10 protein-coding genes are annotated in these 16,059 nt (G+C 75.1%); all 10 read left to right on the top strand.

Going from position 1 to position 16,059, the window contains the following annotated elements:
• Positions 1 to 29 precede the first annotated feature (29 nt).
• The 10 genes from CLV28_RS01145 to CLV28_RS01100 all read left to right on the top strand — a co-directional run bounded on the left by CLV28_RS01145 (position 30) and on the right by CLV28_RS01100 (position 15,954).
• Positions 30 to 1,085 carry an ABC transporter permease gene (locus CLV28_RS01145; protein ID WP_100421476.1) on the top strand — a complete coding sequence of 352 codons (1,056 nt, stop codon included), beginning with the start codon at positions 30 to 32 and terminating at the stop codon, positions 1,083 to 1,085.
• Entirely contained in the window at positions 1,085 to 2,893 is a 1,809-nt protein-coding gene (locus CLV28_RS01140) for an ABC transporter ATP-binding protein (RefSeq protein WP_100421475.1), read from the top strand. Before CLV28_RS01145 ends, CLV28_RS01140 begins: the two co-directional genes overlap by 1 nt.
• An 88-nt stretch (positions 2,894 to 2,981) precedes the next feature.
• Positions 2,982 to 5,987 carry an FtsX-like permease family protein gene (locus CLV28_RS01135; protein ID WP_100421474.1) on the top strand — a complete coding sequence of 1,002 codons (3,006 nt, stop codon included), beginning with the start codon at positions 2,982 to 2,984 and terminating at the stop codon, positions 5,985 to 5,987.
• On the top strand, positions 5,984 to 8,794 hold the full coding sequence (locus tag CLV28_RS01130) for an FtsX-like permease family protein (protein WP_100421473.1): 2,811 nt from the start codon (positions 5,984 to 5,986) through the stop codon (positions 8,792 to 8,794). The genes CLV28_RS01135 and CLV28_RS01130 overlap by 4 nt, the downstream gene beginning before the upstream one ends.
• Entirely contained in the window at positions 8,791 to 9,687 is an 897-nt protein-coding gene (locus tag CLV28_RS01125) for an ABC transporter ATP-binding protein (protein ID WP_100421472.1), read from the top strand. The genes CLV28_RS01130 and CLV28_RS01125 overlap by 4 nt, the downstream gene beginning before the upstream one ends.
• Positions 9,684 to 10,385 (top strand): ABC transporter ATP-binding protein, encoded by a 702-nt coding sequence (locus tag CLV28_RS01120; RefSeq protein WP_100421471.1) that lies wholly within the window; start codon positions 9,684 to 9,686, stop codon positions 10,383 to 10,385. The genes CLV28_RS01125 and CLV28_RS01120 overlap by 4 nt, the downstream gene beginning before the upstream one ends.
• 93 nt (positions 10,386 to 10,478) lie before the next feature.
• Positions 10,479 to 12,323, top strand: a complete 1,845-nt coding sequence (locus CLV28_RS01115) for a BCCT family transporter (protein WP_308440390.1) — start codon at positions 10,479 to 10,481, stop codon at positions 12,321 to 12,323.
• 112 nt (positions 12,324 to 12,435) lie between these two features.
• Positions 12,436 to 14,382 (top strand): translational GTPase TypA, encoded by a 1,947-nt coding sequence (gene typA, locus CLV28_RS01110; RefSeq protein WP_100421470.1) that lies wholly within the window; start codon positions 12,436 to 12,438, stop codon positions 14,380 to 14,382.
• 86 nt (positions 14,383 to 14,468) lie between these two features.
• Entirely contained in the window at positions 14,469 to 15,497 is a 1,029-nt protein-coding gene (locus CLV28_RS01105) for a PIG-L family deacetylase (protein ID WP_100422306.1), read from the top strand.
• A gap of 10 nt (positions 15,498 to 15,507) precedes the next feature.
• Positions 15,508 to 15,954, top strand: a complete 447-nt coding sequence (locus tag CLV28_RS01100) for a DUF6113 family protein (protein ID WP_239073275.1) — start codon at positions 15,508 to 15,510, stop codon at positions 15,952 to 15,954.
• Positions 15,955 to 16,059: the final 105 nt, after the last annotated feature.

Below are 16,059 nucleotides of genomic sequence, written 5' to 3'. Positions count from 1 at the left end.
CTTCGCCACCGAGATGGCGGGAGACTCCCATGAGTGAGAACGACCCGCGCCGCGAGCGCGACAAGCAGAGCAACCCCGACGGCAAGATGTCGTTCGAGCCCATCGTCGGCTCCCAGGGCACCGACGTGATCGGCGGCAAGTCGACCGAGTTCGAGATCGAGACGCCGCTCGCGGCCGACGGCGACAAGTCGTACAGCCAGGGGCAGCTCGTCCTGCGTCGCTTCTTCCACCACAAGGGCGCGCTCGCCGCGATGATCGTGCTCGGCTTCATCATCGTGATGGCCTTCAGCTCGATCGGCATCGGCCCGATCCCCGGCTGGTGGGGCCAGGACTACCGGCTCGCGCAGCCGCTCGTGAACGGCGGGCACCCGACGCTCACGCTGTGGCCGTTCTCGATCGGGGAGCACCCGTTCGGGCAGGACACGGTCGGCAAGGACTACTTCGCGCTCGTCATGAGCGGCACCCAGAAGTCGATCATCATCGCCGTGGGCGTCGGGCTCATCTCGACGGTCATCGGCACGGTCGTCGGCGCGCTCGCCGGCTACTACCGCGGCTGGGTCGAGTCGGCGCTCATGCGCCTGACCGACCTGCTCATCGTGATCCCGCTGCTCGTCCTCGCGGCCGTGCTCGGCAAGATCGCCTCGGGCTGGGGCTTCTGGGGCCTGACCCTCATGCTCGGCGTCGTCACGTGGACGAGCCTCGCCCGGCTCGTGCGCGGCGAGGTCCTGTCGTTGCGCGAGCGCGACTTCGTGCTCGCGGCGCGCGCCGTCGGCACGAGCCCGAGCCGCATCATCACGCGGCACATCCTGCCGAACTCGGTCGGCGTCATCATCGTCTCGGCGACCCTGCTGATCGCCTCCGCGATCCTGCTCGAGACGTCGCTGAGCTTCCTCGGGTTCGGCGTCCAGGCGCCCGACACCTCGCTGGGGCTGCTCATCTCGCAGTACCAGAACGCGTTCTCGACGCGGCCGTGGCTCTTCTGGTGGCCCGGCATGCTGATCCTCACGATCGCGCTCTCGGTGAACTTCATCGGCGACGGACTGCGTGACGCGTTCGACCCGCGCCAGAACAGGAGCAAGGACTGATGGCCACCACCACGGCCGGCACCGGAGCCACGAGCGACGCGGTGCTCTCGTTCACCGACCTCACGGTCGACTTCGGCACGGAGTTCGGCACCGTCCACGCGGTCAAGGGCATCTCGCTCGAGGTGCGCCCGGGCGAGGTCCTCGCGCTCGTCGGCGAGTCCGGCTCGGGCAAGTCCGTGACGTCGATGACGGCGCTGGGCCTGCTGCCCAAGAACGCGCGCGTCTCGGGTCGCATCCAGGTCGGCGAGAACGTCGTCGGCGACCTCGACGCCAAGGGTCTGCGCCGCATGCGCGGCAACGACGTCGCCATGGTGTTCCAGGAGCCCATGACCGCGCTCAACCCGGTGCTGACGATCGGCGACCAGCTCCGCGAGGGGCTCGAGCTGCACGGCATCGCGTACGGCGCCGCGGCGACCGCACGTGCCGCCGAGCTGCTCGGCATGGTCGGGATCCCGGAGCCCGAGCGTCGGCTCAAGCAGTACCCGCACGAGCTCTCGGGCGGTCAGCGCCAGCGCGTCGTCATCGCGATCGCGCTGAGCTGCGACCCGAAGGTCATCATCGCGGACGAGCCGACCACGGCCCTCGACGTCACGGTCCAGGCCGAGATCCTCGACCTGCTGCGCTCGCTCAAGGACAAGCTCTCGACCGGCATCCTGCTGATCACGCACAACATGGGCGTCGTGGCCGACATGGCCGACCGCGTCGCGGTCATGCTCAAGGGCGAGATCGTCGAGCAGGGGCTCGCCTCCGAGGTCCTCGTCGCCCCGCAGCACGAGTACACCAAGAAGCTGCTCGGGTCGGTGCCGCGCCTGGGCGCAGGCCCGGGCCAGTTCGGCACCGCGGTCGAGCACGACGTCGCGCACTCCGAGGCGAACGTGCCCGCGCTCGAGGTCAAGAACCTCGTGATCGAGTACCAGCGCGTCGGCAAGGACCCCTTCCGGGCGGTCGACGACGTGTCCTTCCGCGTGGGTCAGGGCGAGATGGTCGGCCTGGTCGGCGAGTCCGGCTCGGGCAAGTCGACCATCGCCAAGTGCGCGCTCGGTCTCATCCCTGCCGCGTCCGGGTCGTTCGAGATCTTCGGTCAGGACTTCGGGGCGCTGCGCAAGGCCGAGCTCAAGGCGCTGCGCAAGCGCATCGGTGTCGTGTTCCAGGACCCGGCCGCGTCGCTCAACCCGCGCCTGCCGATCGGTGACTGCGTCGCCGAGCCGATGGTCGTGCACGGCGTGGGCGACAAGGCGTCGCGTCGTGAGCGCGTGCTCGAGCTGCTCGACGCGGTCGAGCTGCCGCGATCGGCGCTCAACCGCTACCCGCACGAGCTCTCGGGCGGTCAGCGCCAGCGTGTGAGCATCGCGCGCGCGCTCACGCTCGACCCCGAGCTGCTCGTGGCCGACGAGCCGACGTCCGCGCTCGACGTGTCGGTGCAGGCCAGCGTGCTCAAGATGTTCACCGCGCTACAGGAGCGGTACAAGTTCGCGTGCGTGTTCGTGAGCCACGACCTCGCCGTGATCGACCTGCTCGCGCACCAGGTGGTCGTGCTGCAGAACGGCCGCATCGTCGAGAAGGGTCTGCGCACCGACGTGCTGCACGACCCGCAGCAGGAGTACACGCGGCGTCTGCTCGCGGCGGCTCCCGTGCCCGACCCGACGATGCAGCGTGAGCGCCGCGAGGCGCGGCACGCCCTGCTCGCCGAGCTCGGCGACGAGGTCTCCGAGCTCCGTCTCGGCCGCGAGCACGAGCCCCTCGAGCCGAGCGCCAACCCGGAGAACCCGTCGCCGATCCGCGGCGGGATGAGCGGCTTCACGCCCTGACCCTGCCCGCACCGGAACGGCGGCCGCGACCCCTGGTCGCGGCCGCCGTCCGCGTTCGTGCCGCCCGCCTCGTGACGAAGGAGCCCCCGTGATCGCGCTCGACCGCGCTCGTGCCCGTGCAGGCACGTTCGTCGTCGTCGCGGTCCTCGTCGCGATCCTGGTCGCGACGTTCACGTCGGCCCTGGTGCGGGCCGAGTCCGCGCGCACCCTCGGCGCGCGCGAGGCCCTCGCGACCGCCGGGGCGCAGGACGCGACGCTCGTGGTCGTCACGCGCCGGGCCGCCGACACCGCGGCACAGGACGCCGCGCTCGCGAGCGCCCTGGCGCGCACCCTGCCCGGCGTCGAGGTCACGACGCTGCGCTCCGAACGCACCGAGCCGCTGCGGGTGACGGGCGGGTCGGCGCGCGTCGTCGTCGACCTGGGTCGGCCCCCCGCCGCGACGGTCGTCGCGGGCGGCTGGCCGGTGGCGGCCGACGAGGGCGCGCTCCAGGTCGACGCGGCGCGGGCGCTCGGCGTCGACGTGGGGGACGACCTCGCGCTGACCGGGACGGACGGGACGCCGGTGAGCGTCCGGGTGGTCGGCACGTGGACCCCTGACGACGTGGCGGACGTCGCGTGGTCGGGTGACGACCTCGCGGCGCACGGGACCGACGGGACGGCGTTCGGCCCGCTCGTGGTGCCCGCCCCCGCGGGTGACGAGGCGTTCGGCGGCACGCCGTTCGTGCGCTGGGTCGTCGCGCCCGTGACCGGGTCGGTGGTGGTGGACGACCTTCCCGTGCTCGCGGCCGGGGCTGCGGACCTGCGCGACGTCCTGCGCGACGACGACGCGTTCGCGGTGCGCGGTGTCACGGTCACGGGCGGCCTGGGCACGACGGCGGACGCCGCCGGGTCGGCGGTCGCCGCGGCGTCGGCCGTCTCGCGGGTCCCGTTGGGCCTGCTCGGCGTGGTCGGCGTCGTCGCGCTCGCCCAGCTCGCTCGCCTGCTCGTGGGCACGCGCCGCGGCGAGACGGTGCTGCTGCTCGCGCGCGGGGCGTCGGGGCGTCGGCTCGTGGCGCTCGGGGTCGCCGAGGCCGTCCCTGTCGCGGCGGCCGGGGCGCTGCTGGGCGCGGTCGTCGGCGTCCTCGGGAGCGACGGCCCGCCCCGGGGGACCGTGGCGCCGGTCCTGGTCGCCGCGGTCGTGGCGGCGGCCACCGCGCTCGTGGCGACCGTGCTGCTCGCCGTGGCCGTGCTGCTCGACGTGCGGGCGGTCCTCGCGGGCGACGCCCGGGCGCGCGCCCCGCGCGTGCTCGCGGGGACGAGCGTCGTGCTGGTGGCACTCGCGGCAGCGCTGTGCACGGCGCAGCTGCTGCGGCTGGACGCCCCGGTGGGCACGGCGGCGGACGGGACGACGCGAACCGACCCGCTCGCGGTCCTCGCGCCCACGACGCTGCTCCTGCTCGCGGCGCTCGTCGCCCTCGCGCTCCTCGGGCCCGCCGCGCGCGGCGTCGCCGCGCTCGCGGCGCGCGGCCCGGGCCTCACGGTCGTCCTCGCGGCGCGCCAGCTCGCCCGCCGCGTCGCGGTCGTCGCGGTGCCGGTGCTGCTCGTCGCCCTGGCCGCCGGGACGTCCGCGCTCGCCGGCGGCATCGCGGCGACCTCGGTCGACGCCCGTGCCGCGACCCAGCAGGCGCTCACGGGCGCCGACGCGCGGGTCTCGGTCGGTGCGGCGTCCGGCACCTCGGGCCTGGTCGGCGCGTCCCGGACGGCCGAGGGCGGGCCGGCCGGCGTCGACGGCGTCACGGACGCCGAGTCGGTGCTGCGGGCGCGCGGCTCGGCGGGGGAGGTCGAGGTCACGGTGCTGGGCCGAGGCGCCGGCACGACGGCAGGGGTGCCCGTCCCGGCGGGGGAGGCGGTCGAGCTCGGCGGCACCCCGGGCGTCGAGGGGGCGGCCGTCGTCTGGCTCGCCGACCCCGACGGCGCGCTCGCCCGCGTGCCCGTGGGCGACGGGACCGCGCGCGGCACCGTCGAGCTGCCCGCGCCCGACGTGCCGTGGCGGCTCGTCGCGGTCGACCTCCCGCTCGGCAGCACGGCCGCGCCGAGCCTGACCGTCGGCGGCGATCGGCTCGACCTCACCGGGTGGGCCGCGGTGCCCGACCTCGCCGCCGCGGGCTCGCTCGCCCCCGACCTCGTGCGCTGGATGCCCGACGGCGCGGCCGCGGTCGCGCCGCTGCCCGCGGTCGCCTCGGGCGAGCTCGCGTCGGCGCTCGCGCTGGCCCCGGGCGACACGGTCACGCTGCGGGTCGCGGGCTCCGACGTCCCCGTGGTGGTCGGCTCGGTCGTGCGCGCGGTGCAGGGCACGAGCGCGCTCGCCGCGGTGCAGGTCGACCTCGCGGCGTTCGAGGAGCTCCAGCTGCGCACGCGCGTCGCGCCGCTGCTCGCCGACGAGGCATGGCTCACGCTCGACGAAGGTCTCACGGGCACGACGGGCACGACTGGTTCGGCGGACACCACGAACTCCACTGCACCCACGGCACCCGCGGGATCATCGGCACCCACAGGAGAATCGGCCACCGACCCCGCCGCGGTCGCGAGCGCCGCGGCCGACGCGCTCGTGCGCACCGGCACCGCAGGCCCCGCGTCAGGGCCGCTCGACGTGACGCTCGCCGCCACGGGCACCGACCAGGCAGGGCCCGTGCGGGCCGTGTTCGCGACCGTGATGCTCGGCGTGGTCCTGGTCGCGCTGCTCGGCGTGCTCGCCTCGGCCCTCGCGCAGCTGCGCGAGCGGCGGGGCGAGGTCGCGGTGCTGCGCGCCCTCGGGGTCGGTGCGCGCGCCCAGGGCGCGGCGCGCGCGGGCGAGCTCGTCGCGGCGACGGGCGGTGCGCTGGTCGCCGGGGCGCTCGCGGGCCTGGGCGTCGTGCACCTGGTCGTCCCGGCGCTGGTGCGCGCCCTGACGCCGGGGGCCGCGGGGCGCGTCGAGGTCGTGCCGAGCGTCGACCTCACCGTCGTCGGGCTCGGGCTCGGGGCGGTCGCGTGCGGGGTCCTCGTGGTCGCGCTGATCGTGGTCCAGCGCGTGCGGCGGCAGGCCGCGACGGCCACGACCCGGGAGGACGTGCGATGAGCCGCCCCGTGCGCACCTGGACCCTCGTGCTCGCCGAGCTGCGCCACCGTGCCGGGCTGCCCCTGGTCACGGCGGCGGTGGTGCTCGTGCTGGTCGCGGTCGTGGTCGGGTGGCCGCGCGTGGTCGACGACGGGGCGACGGCGCAGGCACGCCACGACGTCGCCGCGAGCTCGCCGACGCAGCGCGACCTCGTCGCGGCCGCCGCCGCGCCGCTCCCCGTCGGCCCGGCCACCACGCCGCAGCCCGACGTGGACGCGGACGTGGCCGCGGTGTGGGGCGGCGTGATCGAGGCGTTCGCGCAGCAGCGGGCCGCGATGCCCGAGCCCCTGCGGAGCGTGACGACCCCTGCGCGGTTCACGGTGCGTCTCGACCCGCTCGACGTCGCGAGCGCGCCCGGCAGCGACGTGCGCACCGCGCGGCTCGCCCTCGCGCTCGACCCGGCCCTCGAGGGCGACGTGCGGATGGTCGACGGCGCGTGGCCCGCGGCGTCCGACTGGGACGGCGTCGAGGTCGCGCTCGCGGACGCGAGCGCGCGCCGGCTCGACTGGGAGGTTGGGACCGAGCGCGCGCTGACGGACCCGGAGGGCCGCACGACGACGGTCCGGCTCGCGGGCACGTACGCCGCGCTCGACCCCGGGGCCCCCGACTGGCAGGAGCGGCCGTACTCGCTCGCGCCGCAGGAGGTCGACGACCTCAACGCGGGCGTGGGCGTGCTCGCCGCGGCCTACGTCGACCCGACGTCGGTCGCGCTGCTCGGGACGGCCGCGGAGCGCACCGAGGTGATCGGGTTCGTCGACGGCGTGCTGCAGACGCGGCTCGTGGAGTTCACGGTCGCGGTCCCGTCGTCGTCGCGGGCCTGGTACCCGGTCGACCCGGAGCGGGTCGAGGGCGGTTCGGTCGACGCGCTCCTGGCCCGGACGCGGGCGTTCACCGCCGCGCCCGTCGTGCTGCCGGGCGAGCCCGCGGTGCCCGACGCGCAGGACGGCGTGCAGGTCGCGTCGTCGCTGACGTTCTCGAGCGGGCTCGGGGACACGCTCGAGTCCGTCGACGCGCAGCTCGCCGCGGCGCGGACGGTGCTCGCGGTCGTCGCCGCAGGTCCGCTCGTGGCCGGCGCGGCGGTGCTCGTGCTCTCCGCGCGGCTCACCGCGGGCCGCCGCTCGACGCGCACGGCCCTGCTCGTGGCCCGGGGCGCCTCGCGCGGGCGGGTGCGCACGCTCGGGGGTCTTTCCGCCGCGGTGCTCGTGGTCCCCGCGACGGTCCTCGGGGTCGTGCTCGGGCTCGTGCTGACCCCCGGAGACTCACGTGTCGCCGCGGTGGTGCAGGACTCGCTCCCGGGCGTGGTCGTGGGGGCGGCCGCGATGCTGCTCGCGATCGCCCTCGCGACGCACGGCCTGGCGGGCGCGACGACGGGTGCCCGCCGCCCAGGCCTCGCCGGGGGCGGTCGGCTGCGCGTCGTGGTCGACGGCGCGCTGCTCGTGCTCGCGCTGCTCGCCGTCGGCGCGTGCCTGCGCGGCCCCGCGGTGGGCACGGACCCGTGGGTCGTGGCCGCGCCCGTGCTGTGCGTGCTCGCCGCGACCGCGTGGACGCTGCGCGTCTACCCGTGGCTGCTCGCGCGCCTCGAGCGCTCGGCCCACCGCGCGACCGGCCTGGTCGCCTTCCTCGGCGCGGCGCGTGCCGTGCGGGCGCCCGCGGGCGGGTTCTGGCCCGCGCTCGCGCTCGTGCTCGGGGTGTGGGTGACCGTGTTCTCGGCAGGCCTGTCGACGACCCTCGGCGCGGGTGTCGCCGCGCAGGGGTGGGCGACCGTGGGCGCGGACGTGCGGGTCAGCGGACCCGTCGTCGACGACGAGGACGCCGCCCGGCTGGCTGCGGTCGACGGGGTGCAGGGCGTCGCACGGGTCGCGGACCTCGGCACGCTCGTGCTGCGCGGCCCCTCGACGGGCGAGCGCACGTCGACCCTCGCGGTCGACACCGCCGCGCTGCGCGACGTGCAGGCCGACGTGCCCGGCGCCGCGCGCGTGCCCGCCGCCCTCGCCGAGACCGTCGACGGACGGCTGCCCGTGCTCGTCCCGCGCGCGCTCGGCGTCGTGCCGGGCACCACGGGGCTGCGCCTGACCGCGCAGCAGGGGGCCGACGTCGAGGTGATCGGCTACTCCGACGGGCTCAGCGGCCTCGGCACGGGCCGCTCGACCGTCGTCGTGGACCGGGCGCTCGCGGGCGACGCGCTCGACCTCGAGACTCGGCCGCGGCTCGTCCTGGTCGCGGCGAGCGACCCGGGCCCGGTGGCGGACGCCGTGCGCGACGTCGTCCCGGACGCGCTCGTCACGACGCACGACGACGTGGTCGACGAGGTGCTCGACGCGCCCGTCGCCGCGGGCGTCGCGCACGCGTTCGTCGTCGCGAGCGTCCTCGCCGCGGTGCTCGCGGTGCTCGCGCTCGTGCTCGCGCAGGTCGCGGCCGCGCCGGGCCGCGCACGCCTCGCGGCGGTCCTCGCGGCGCTGGGCGCGCCGCGTCGCACGCTGCGCCGGGTCGTGGCGTGGGAGACGTGGCCCTGGCTGCTCGTCGCGGTCGTCGTGGGGGTGGCCGCGGGCGTCACCACCCCGTGGCTCGTGACCGCCGCGACCGACCTCACACCGTTCACGGGCGGGACGGCGCCCGAGCCCGCGGTCGACCTGCTGGTCGTCCTCGGCGTCGTCGTCGTCGCGGCCCTGCTCGTCCCGACCACCGCCGCGATCGGGGCCCGCACGGGCTCGGGCCGCGGTCCCGCCGACGCGCTGCGCGCCTCGGCCGACCACCAGGAGGACGCATGACCGCACCCGACGTGCTGTGCGAGGACCTCGTGCGGATCTACGCGACCGACGGCATCGAGGTCCAGGCCCTGCAGGGCCTCAACCTGCGGATCGAGCGCGGCGAGCTCGTCGCGCTCGTCGGTGCGAGCGGCTCGGGCAAGTCGACGCTCCTGACCATCCTGTCCGGCCTCGACCGGCCCACGGGAGGCACCGCGCAGGTCGCGGGCACCGACCTGCTCGCGATGTCGCGCCGCGAGCGCGTGCACTACCAGCGGCGCACGGTCGGGTTCGTCTGGCAGCAGACCACGCGCAACCTGCTCCCGTACCTGACGGCCGGGCAGAGCGTCGAGGTCCCGCAGCTCCTCGCGGGGCGCTCGTCGGGCGGGGCGCGCGGGCGCGCGGCGCGCACCGCCGAGATGCTCGACCTGCTCGACGTCACGCACCTGCGCGACCGCCGCCCCGCCGAGATGTCGGGCGGCGAGCAGCAGCGCGTCGCGATCGCCGTCGCGCTCGCCAACGGGCCGCAGGTGCTGCTCGCGGACGAGCCGACGGGCGAGCTCGACGACGAGACCTCGGCCGAGGTGCTCGAGGCGATCCGGCGCGTCGGGCGCGAGCTCGGCGTCACGGTGCTCGTGGTCACGCACGACGCGAGCGTCGCCGAGCACGTCTCGCGCACCGTACGGATCCGCGACGGGCGCACGTCGACCGAGACGCTGCGGCGCACCGAGGTCGACGAGCACGGGCAGGCGCGGCACGTCGCTCAGGAGCTCGCGGTGCTCGACCGCGCGGGCCGCCTGCAGCTGCCCGCCGAGTTCGTCGACACCCTCGGGCTGCGCGACCGCGTGCGGCTCGCGCTCGAGGAGGACCACGTGGGCGTGTGGCCGCACCGCCCCGACGAGGAGGACGCCCGATGAGCAGCACGGACGGCACGGACGGCAGCACGACCGAGCTGAGCGCGCGCGGGCTCACGCGCACCTACGGCACGGGCGCCGCGCTCGTGCACGCGCTCGTCGACGTCGACCTCGACGTGCGCGCCGGCGAGCTCGTGGTCGTGCGCGGGCGCTCGGGCGCGGGCAAGACGACGCTCCTGAACCTGCTGGGCGGGCTCGACCGGCCGACGTCCGGCACGGTGCTGCTCCCGGACGGGCGCGAGCTCACGGGGCTCGCTGCGGACGAGGTCGACGAGGTGCGGCGCACCCGCTTCGGGTTCGTGTTCCAGGGGTTCGGGCTCGTGCCCGTGCTCTCGGCCGCCGAGAACGTCGAGGTGCCGCTGCGGCTGCAGCGGGTGCCGGGGCCCGAGCGGGACGAGCGGGTCGCGCGCGCGCTCGAGGCGGTCGGGCTCGCGGGTCACGCGCGCCAGCGCCCCGGTGAGCTCTCGGGCGGCCAGCAGCAGCGCGTCGGCATCGCCCGGGCGCTCGTGGCCGAGCCGCGCGTGCTCGTCGCCGACGAGCCCACCGGGCAGCTCGACAGCACGACCGCGGCCGGCGTCATGGACCTCGTGGTCGACCTCGTCGCCTCGCGGGGCATCGCCGCCGTCGTCGCGACGCACGACCAGGGCCTCGCCGAGCGGGCGTCGCGCGTGGTCACCCTGCACGACGGTCGGAGCGTCTGACCAGGGCTTCCTGTTGCCGGGCGGGGGGGAGTGGGCAAGTCTGGGGCGCAGGCCGTGCAGTGCGCGGCGCACCGACCACCACCCGGAGGCGACGTGCCCAGCGACGAGACACCCATCGAGCCGGTGCCCGGCCACCACCCGGTCGACGGTCACCCGGAGCACATGGAGGACGTCGCGGTCCTGCCCGGCGACCCGACGGGCGACGAGCGCGACCAGTCGATGGAGAAGGCGGCGATGCGCGGGGTGTTCCTCCCCGCCGCGATCCTCGTGGGCGTGTTCGTCGCGGCCACCCTGATCTTCACCGACTGGATGACCGAGATCATGGCCACGCTCCAGCGCGACGTGGTCGGCGGGTTCGGCTGGTACTACATCCTGCTCGTCGCGATCTTCGTCGCGTTCGCGATCTGGATGGGCGTGAGCCGGTTCGGCGACATCGTGCTCGGCAAGGACGACGACGAGCCCGAGTTCAGCCTGCCCGCCTGGTTCGCGATGCTGTTCGCCACCGGCATGGGCATCGGGCTCGTGTACTGGGGCGTCGCGGAGCCGCTGAGCCACTACATGGAGCCCAAGCCCGGCGTGGAGGGGACCCCCGCGCGGCTCGCGCAGCAGGCCATGGCGCAGAGCTACGTGCACTGGGGCATCCACGCGTGGGCGATCTACGTCGTGGTCGGTCTCGCGCTCGCCTACTCGATCCACCGCCGCGGGCGGCCCGTGTCGATCCGCTGGGCGCTCGAGCCGCTGCTCGGCGCCGAGCGCGTGCGCGGGCGGCTCGGCGACGTGATCGACGTCGTCGCGATCATCGGCACCGTGTTCGGCGTCGCGACCTCGCTCGGGTTCGGCGTGCTGCAGATCGGCGCGGGACTCGAGTTCACCGACATCGCGACGTCCACCACGGCCCTGCAGCTCGTCCTGATCGCGGTGATCACGGGCGTCGCGACGCTGTCCGTCGTCTCGGGCCTCGGCAAGGGCATCAAGTGGCTCTCGAACGGCAACATGGTCGCCGCGGCGTTCCTCATGATCGTCGTGCTCGTGCTCGGCCCCACGCTGTTCCTGCTGCAGGACTTCGTGCAGTCGATCGGCTACTACCTGTCGAACGTGCTGCAGATGACGTTCGACAACACGGTCTACCAGGGCGAGGCCGGGCGCGAGTGGCAGGCGTCGTGGACGACGTTCTACTGGGGCTGGTGGATCTCCTGGGCGCCCTTCGTCGGCGTGTTCATCGCCCGCATCTCCAAGGGCCGCACGGTGCGCGAGTTCGTCTCGGGCACGCTCCTGGTGCCGACCGTCGTGACGTTCCTGTGGTTCTCGGTCATGGGCGGCAGCGCGCTGTACCGGCAGATGTTCTCGGCCGAGCCGATGGTCCCCGAGGGCGGCGAGGTCGACTCGAACACCGCGCTGTTCGACCTGCTCGGGCACCTGCCGGGCGGCACGATCTGGGTCGGGCTCGCGATCCTGCTCGTCGCGCTGTTCTTCGTCACGTCGTCGGACTCGGGCTCGCTCGTGGTCGACATGCTCGCGAGCGGCGGCAACCCGAACCCGCCCGTGTGGAGCCGGATCTTCTGGGCCGTGCTCGAGGGCGCGGTCGCCGCGGCGCTCCTGCTCGCGGGCGGGCTGCCGGCCCTGCAGACCGCGTCGATCCTCATCGCGCTGCCGTTCTCGTTCGTCGCGATCGGGATGATGCTGTCGGTCGCCAAGGCGTTCCGCGCCGAGCACGGCGCGATCCTGCGCGCCGAGCGGCGGCGCAACCGCGAGGTGCTCACGCACCGGGTGACGACCGACGTGACCCAGAACCTCCAGAAGGGCTGGCCCGAGTACTTCGGCGTCGGCTCGGCCGTCGTCCGCGGACGGCGCGGGCCGCGTCCCGGCAACGGTCCGCGGTCGGGACGCGGCGGGCACGGCACGGGCACGCCGGGGGAGGGCACGCCCGGCAAGGACTGAGCGGGCGGGCGTGATCCCGGACACTGTGCCGGGGCAGGTCGCCGAGCGCAGGTACGATGGATGTGCGCAGAGTCCGCGCGCCCCCCACCTGCCTGAGATGAGAAGCCCTTCCATGACCGTGCCCACCACCGCGACCGGCCGCTCCGTGCGCAACGACCTGCGCAACGTCGCGATCGTCGCCCACGTCGACCACGGCAAGACGACGCTCGTCGACGCGATGCTCCACCAGGCCGGCTCGTTCTCGAGCCACCAGCACGTGGACGAGCGCGCCATGGACTCGGGGGAGCTCGAGCGCGAGAAGGGCATCACGATCCTCGCGAAGAACACCGCGGTCCGGTACGCCGGCCCCGCGGCCGCGGCGGTCGGTGAGCCCGAGGGCATCACGATCAACGTGATCGACACCCCGGGCCACGCCGACTTCGGCGGCGAGGTCGAGCGCGGCCTGTCCATGGTCGACGGCGTCGTTCTGCTCGTCGACGCGTCCGAGGGCCCGCTCCCGCAGACGCGCTTCGTGCTCCGCAAGGCGCTCGCGGCCAAGCTCCCCGTGATCCTCGTGGTCAACAAGGTCGACCGCCCCGACGGCCGCATCGACGAGGTCGTCGCCGAGGCGACGGACCTGCTCCTGGGCCTCGCGTCCGACCTCGCGGACGAGGTGCCCGACCTCGACCTCGACGCGATCCTCGACGTGCCCGTCGTGTACGCGTCGGCCAAGGCCGGCCGTGCGTCGATCGAGCAGCCCGAGAACGGCACGCTGCCCGCGAGCGAGGACCTCGAGCCGCTGTTCCGCACGATCCTCGAGAAGATCCCCGCGCCGTCCTACGACGAGGGCGCCCCGCTGCAGGCGCACGTGACGAACCTCGACGCGTCGCCGTTCCTCGGCCGCCTCGCGCTGCTGCGCATCTTCAACGGCCGCATCCACAAGGGTCAGACGGTCGCCTGGGCGCGCGCCGACGGCACGCTGCAGAACGTCAAGATCACCGAGCTGCTCGAGACCAAGGCGCTCGAGCGCGTCCCCACCGACTCGGCCGGGCCGGGCGAGATCGTCGCGGTCGCCGGCATCGAGGACATCACGATCGGCGAGACGCTCACCGACCCCGAGGACCCGCGCCCGCTGCCGCTCATCACGGTCGACGACCCCGCGATCTCGATGACCATCGGGATCAACACGTCGCCGCTCGCGGGCAAGGGCGGCAAGGGCCACAAGGTCACGGCCCGCCAGGTCAAGGACCGCCTCGACAAGGAGCTCATCGGCAACGTGTCGCTGCGCGTCCTGCCGACCTCGCGTCCTGACGCGTGGGAGGTCCAGGGCCGTGGCGAGCTCGCGCTCGCGATCCTCGTCGAGCAGATGCGCCGCGAGGGCTTCGAGCTCACCGTGGGCAAGCCGCAGGTCGTCACCAAGGAGATCGACGGCAAGCTGCACGAGCCGATGGAGCGCATGACGATCGACGTGCCCGAGGAGTACCTCGGCGCCGTCACGCAGCTGCTCGCGCAGCGCAAGGGCCGCATGGAGTCGATGAGCAACCACGGCACCGGCTGGGTCCGCATGGAGTTCATGGTCCCCGCGCGCGGCCTCATCGGGTTCCGCACCCGGTTCCTCACCGACACGCGCGGCACCGGCATCGCGTCGTCGATCGCCGAGGGCTACGAGCCGTGGGCCGGCCCGATCGAGACGCGCCTGCAGGGCTCGCTCGTCGCCGACCGTGCGGGCGTCGTGACGCCGTTCGCGATGATCAACCTGCAGGAGCGCGGCTCGTTCTTCGTCGACCCCACGCAGGAGGTCTACGAGGGCATGATCGTCGGCGAGAACTCGCGCGCCGAGGACATGGACGTGAACATCACCAAGGAGAAGAAGCTCACGAACATGCGTGCCGCGTCGAGCGACACGTTCGAGAACCTCACGCCCCCGAAGCACCTCACGCTCGAGGAGTCGCTCGAGTTCGCGCGCGAGGACGAGTGCGTCGAGGTGACGCCCGAGTTCGTGCGCATCCGCAAGGTCCTGCTCGACCAGACCGAGCGTGCGCGCGCCGTCTCGCGCGCCCGCGCCGCGGCCAAGAGCTGACGCAGCACGTCCTGACGGGCGCCCGGTCCTCGCGGGCCGGGCGCCCGTCGTCGTCCACCGAGCACCAGCGACCGCGGGGAGTGACCGTGCGCACCGAGACAGTCCAGCCGTCCGGAGGGCTCGTCGCGGTGCACGCGCACCCCGACGACGAGACCCTCACGTCGGGCGCGCTGCTCGCGACATGGGCGGCGGCGGGCGAGCCCGTGACGGTCGTGACGTGCACGCGCGGCGAGCAGGGCGAGGTCATCGGCGCCCGGCTCGCGCACCTCGAGGGCGACGGCCCCGCGCTCGCCGCGCACCGCGAGACCGAGCTCGCGGGCGCCCTGGCCGCGCTCGGGGTGCGCGACCACGTGTTCCTCGACGCGGTCCCGGCGCAGGACACCGCGGGCGACCCGGGGCGGTTCGAGGACTCGGGCATGTCCTGGCTCGCGCCCGGCATCGCGGCGTCGGCCGCCCGCCCCGCCCCGGGCGCGTTCGTCGGCGTGCCGCTCGACCGCGCGGCGGCGCGCCTCGCGGCGGTGCTGCGCGCGCGCCGTCCCGCCGTCGTGGCCACCTACGAGCCGGGCGGCGGGTACGGGCACCCCGACCACGTGCGCACGCACGAGGTCGTGCTGCGCGCGGTCGAGCTCGCGCGCGCGGCCGACGGCCCCGGGACGGTCGGGCAGGTGTGGTGCGCCGTCGTGCCCGAGTCCCTCGCGCGGTCCGGACGCCGCGCGCTCGCGTCCGCGCCCCCGCCCGCGGGGCGGAGCCTGCCCGACCCCGACGAGCCGCTGCCGCCCGTCGCGGTGCCCGACGCCGTGCTCGGGGAGATGCCCGGCGACGTCGTCGTGGTGCCCGTCGCCCCCGTGCTCGACGCGGTCCTCGCCGCACTGCGGTCGCACGCGACCCAGGTGCAGGACGTCGCACGGTGGGCCGGCGGGTCTGCCGACCACCCGGCGTCCGCCACGGACGCCGCGGTCGCGACCTACGCGCTGAGCAACGACGTCCTGGCCGCGGTGCCGCCGCACGAGCACTACGTGCGGGTCGAGGACCTCCGGGACGCGCCCGCGGACGCCGTGGGTGGCGGACCCGGGTCGGACGACGTCGCTGCCGCCGATCGACCCCGCGCCCGGTAGCGTGGGCCCGGTGATCCCCGAAGCCTCTCCCCGCGGCGCGCGCGCCCCGGGCCGCTCGCTCCTGCAGGTCCTCGTCGTCGTGCTGTGCTGCCTGCTGCTGGGGGTGGCGATCGGTGCGCTCGGGACGGTCGTGCACCGCAAGCACGTGCTCGACTGGTTCCCGCTCGGGATCGTGCTCGCCCTCGCCGCGACGCTCACCGCCGGCGTGCTCTCCCGGGCGTGGGGACGCATGAGCGGACTGCTCGGGTACGGGGTCGGATGGCTCGTGGTCGTCCAGCTCATGGCGCTCGAAGGGCCGGGCGGGGACGTGCTGATCCCGTCGGTCGACAAGATCGGGTACGTGTGGTCGTACGCCGGTCTGGCGATCGTCGCCGTGTGCGCGTTCCTGCCGTCGCAGTGGTTCTCCGACGAGCCACGCCCGGTGCGTGCGGGCAAGGCCCCTGTGGACCCGCGCTGAGCCCGGTGCCCCGGCGCGGATAGGATGGTGTCGTCGGTCACGCGTCCCGGTACGGGGAGCTGATCGGGCCACCAGCACCAGCGTCGCGGGCAGGTCCCGCCAGTT

Origin of the sequence: Sediminihabitans luteus, from assembly GCF_002797595.1 — a bacterium.
Taxonomy (GTDB): domain Bacteria; phylum Actinomycetota; class Actinomycetes; order Actinomycetales; family Cellulomonadaceae; genus Paraoerskovia; species Paraoerskovia lutea.
This window is presented reverse-complemented; position numbering and strand designations above follow the sequence as displayed.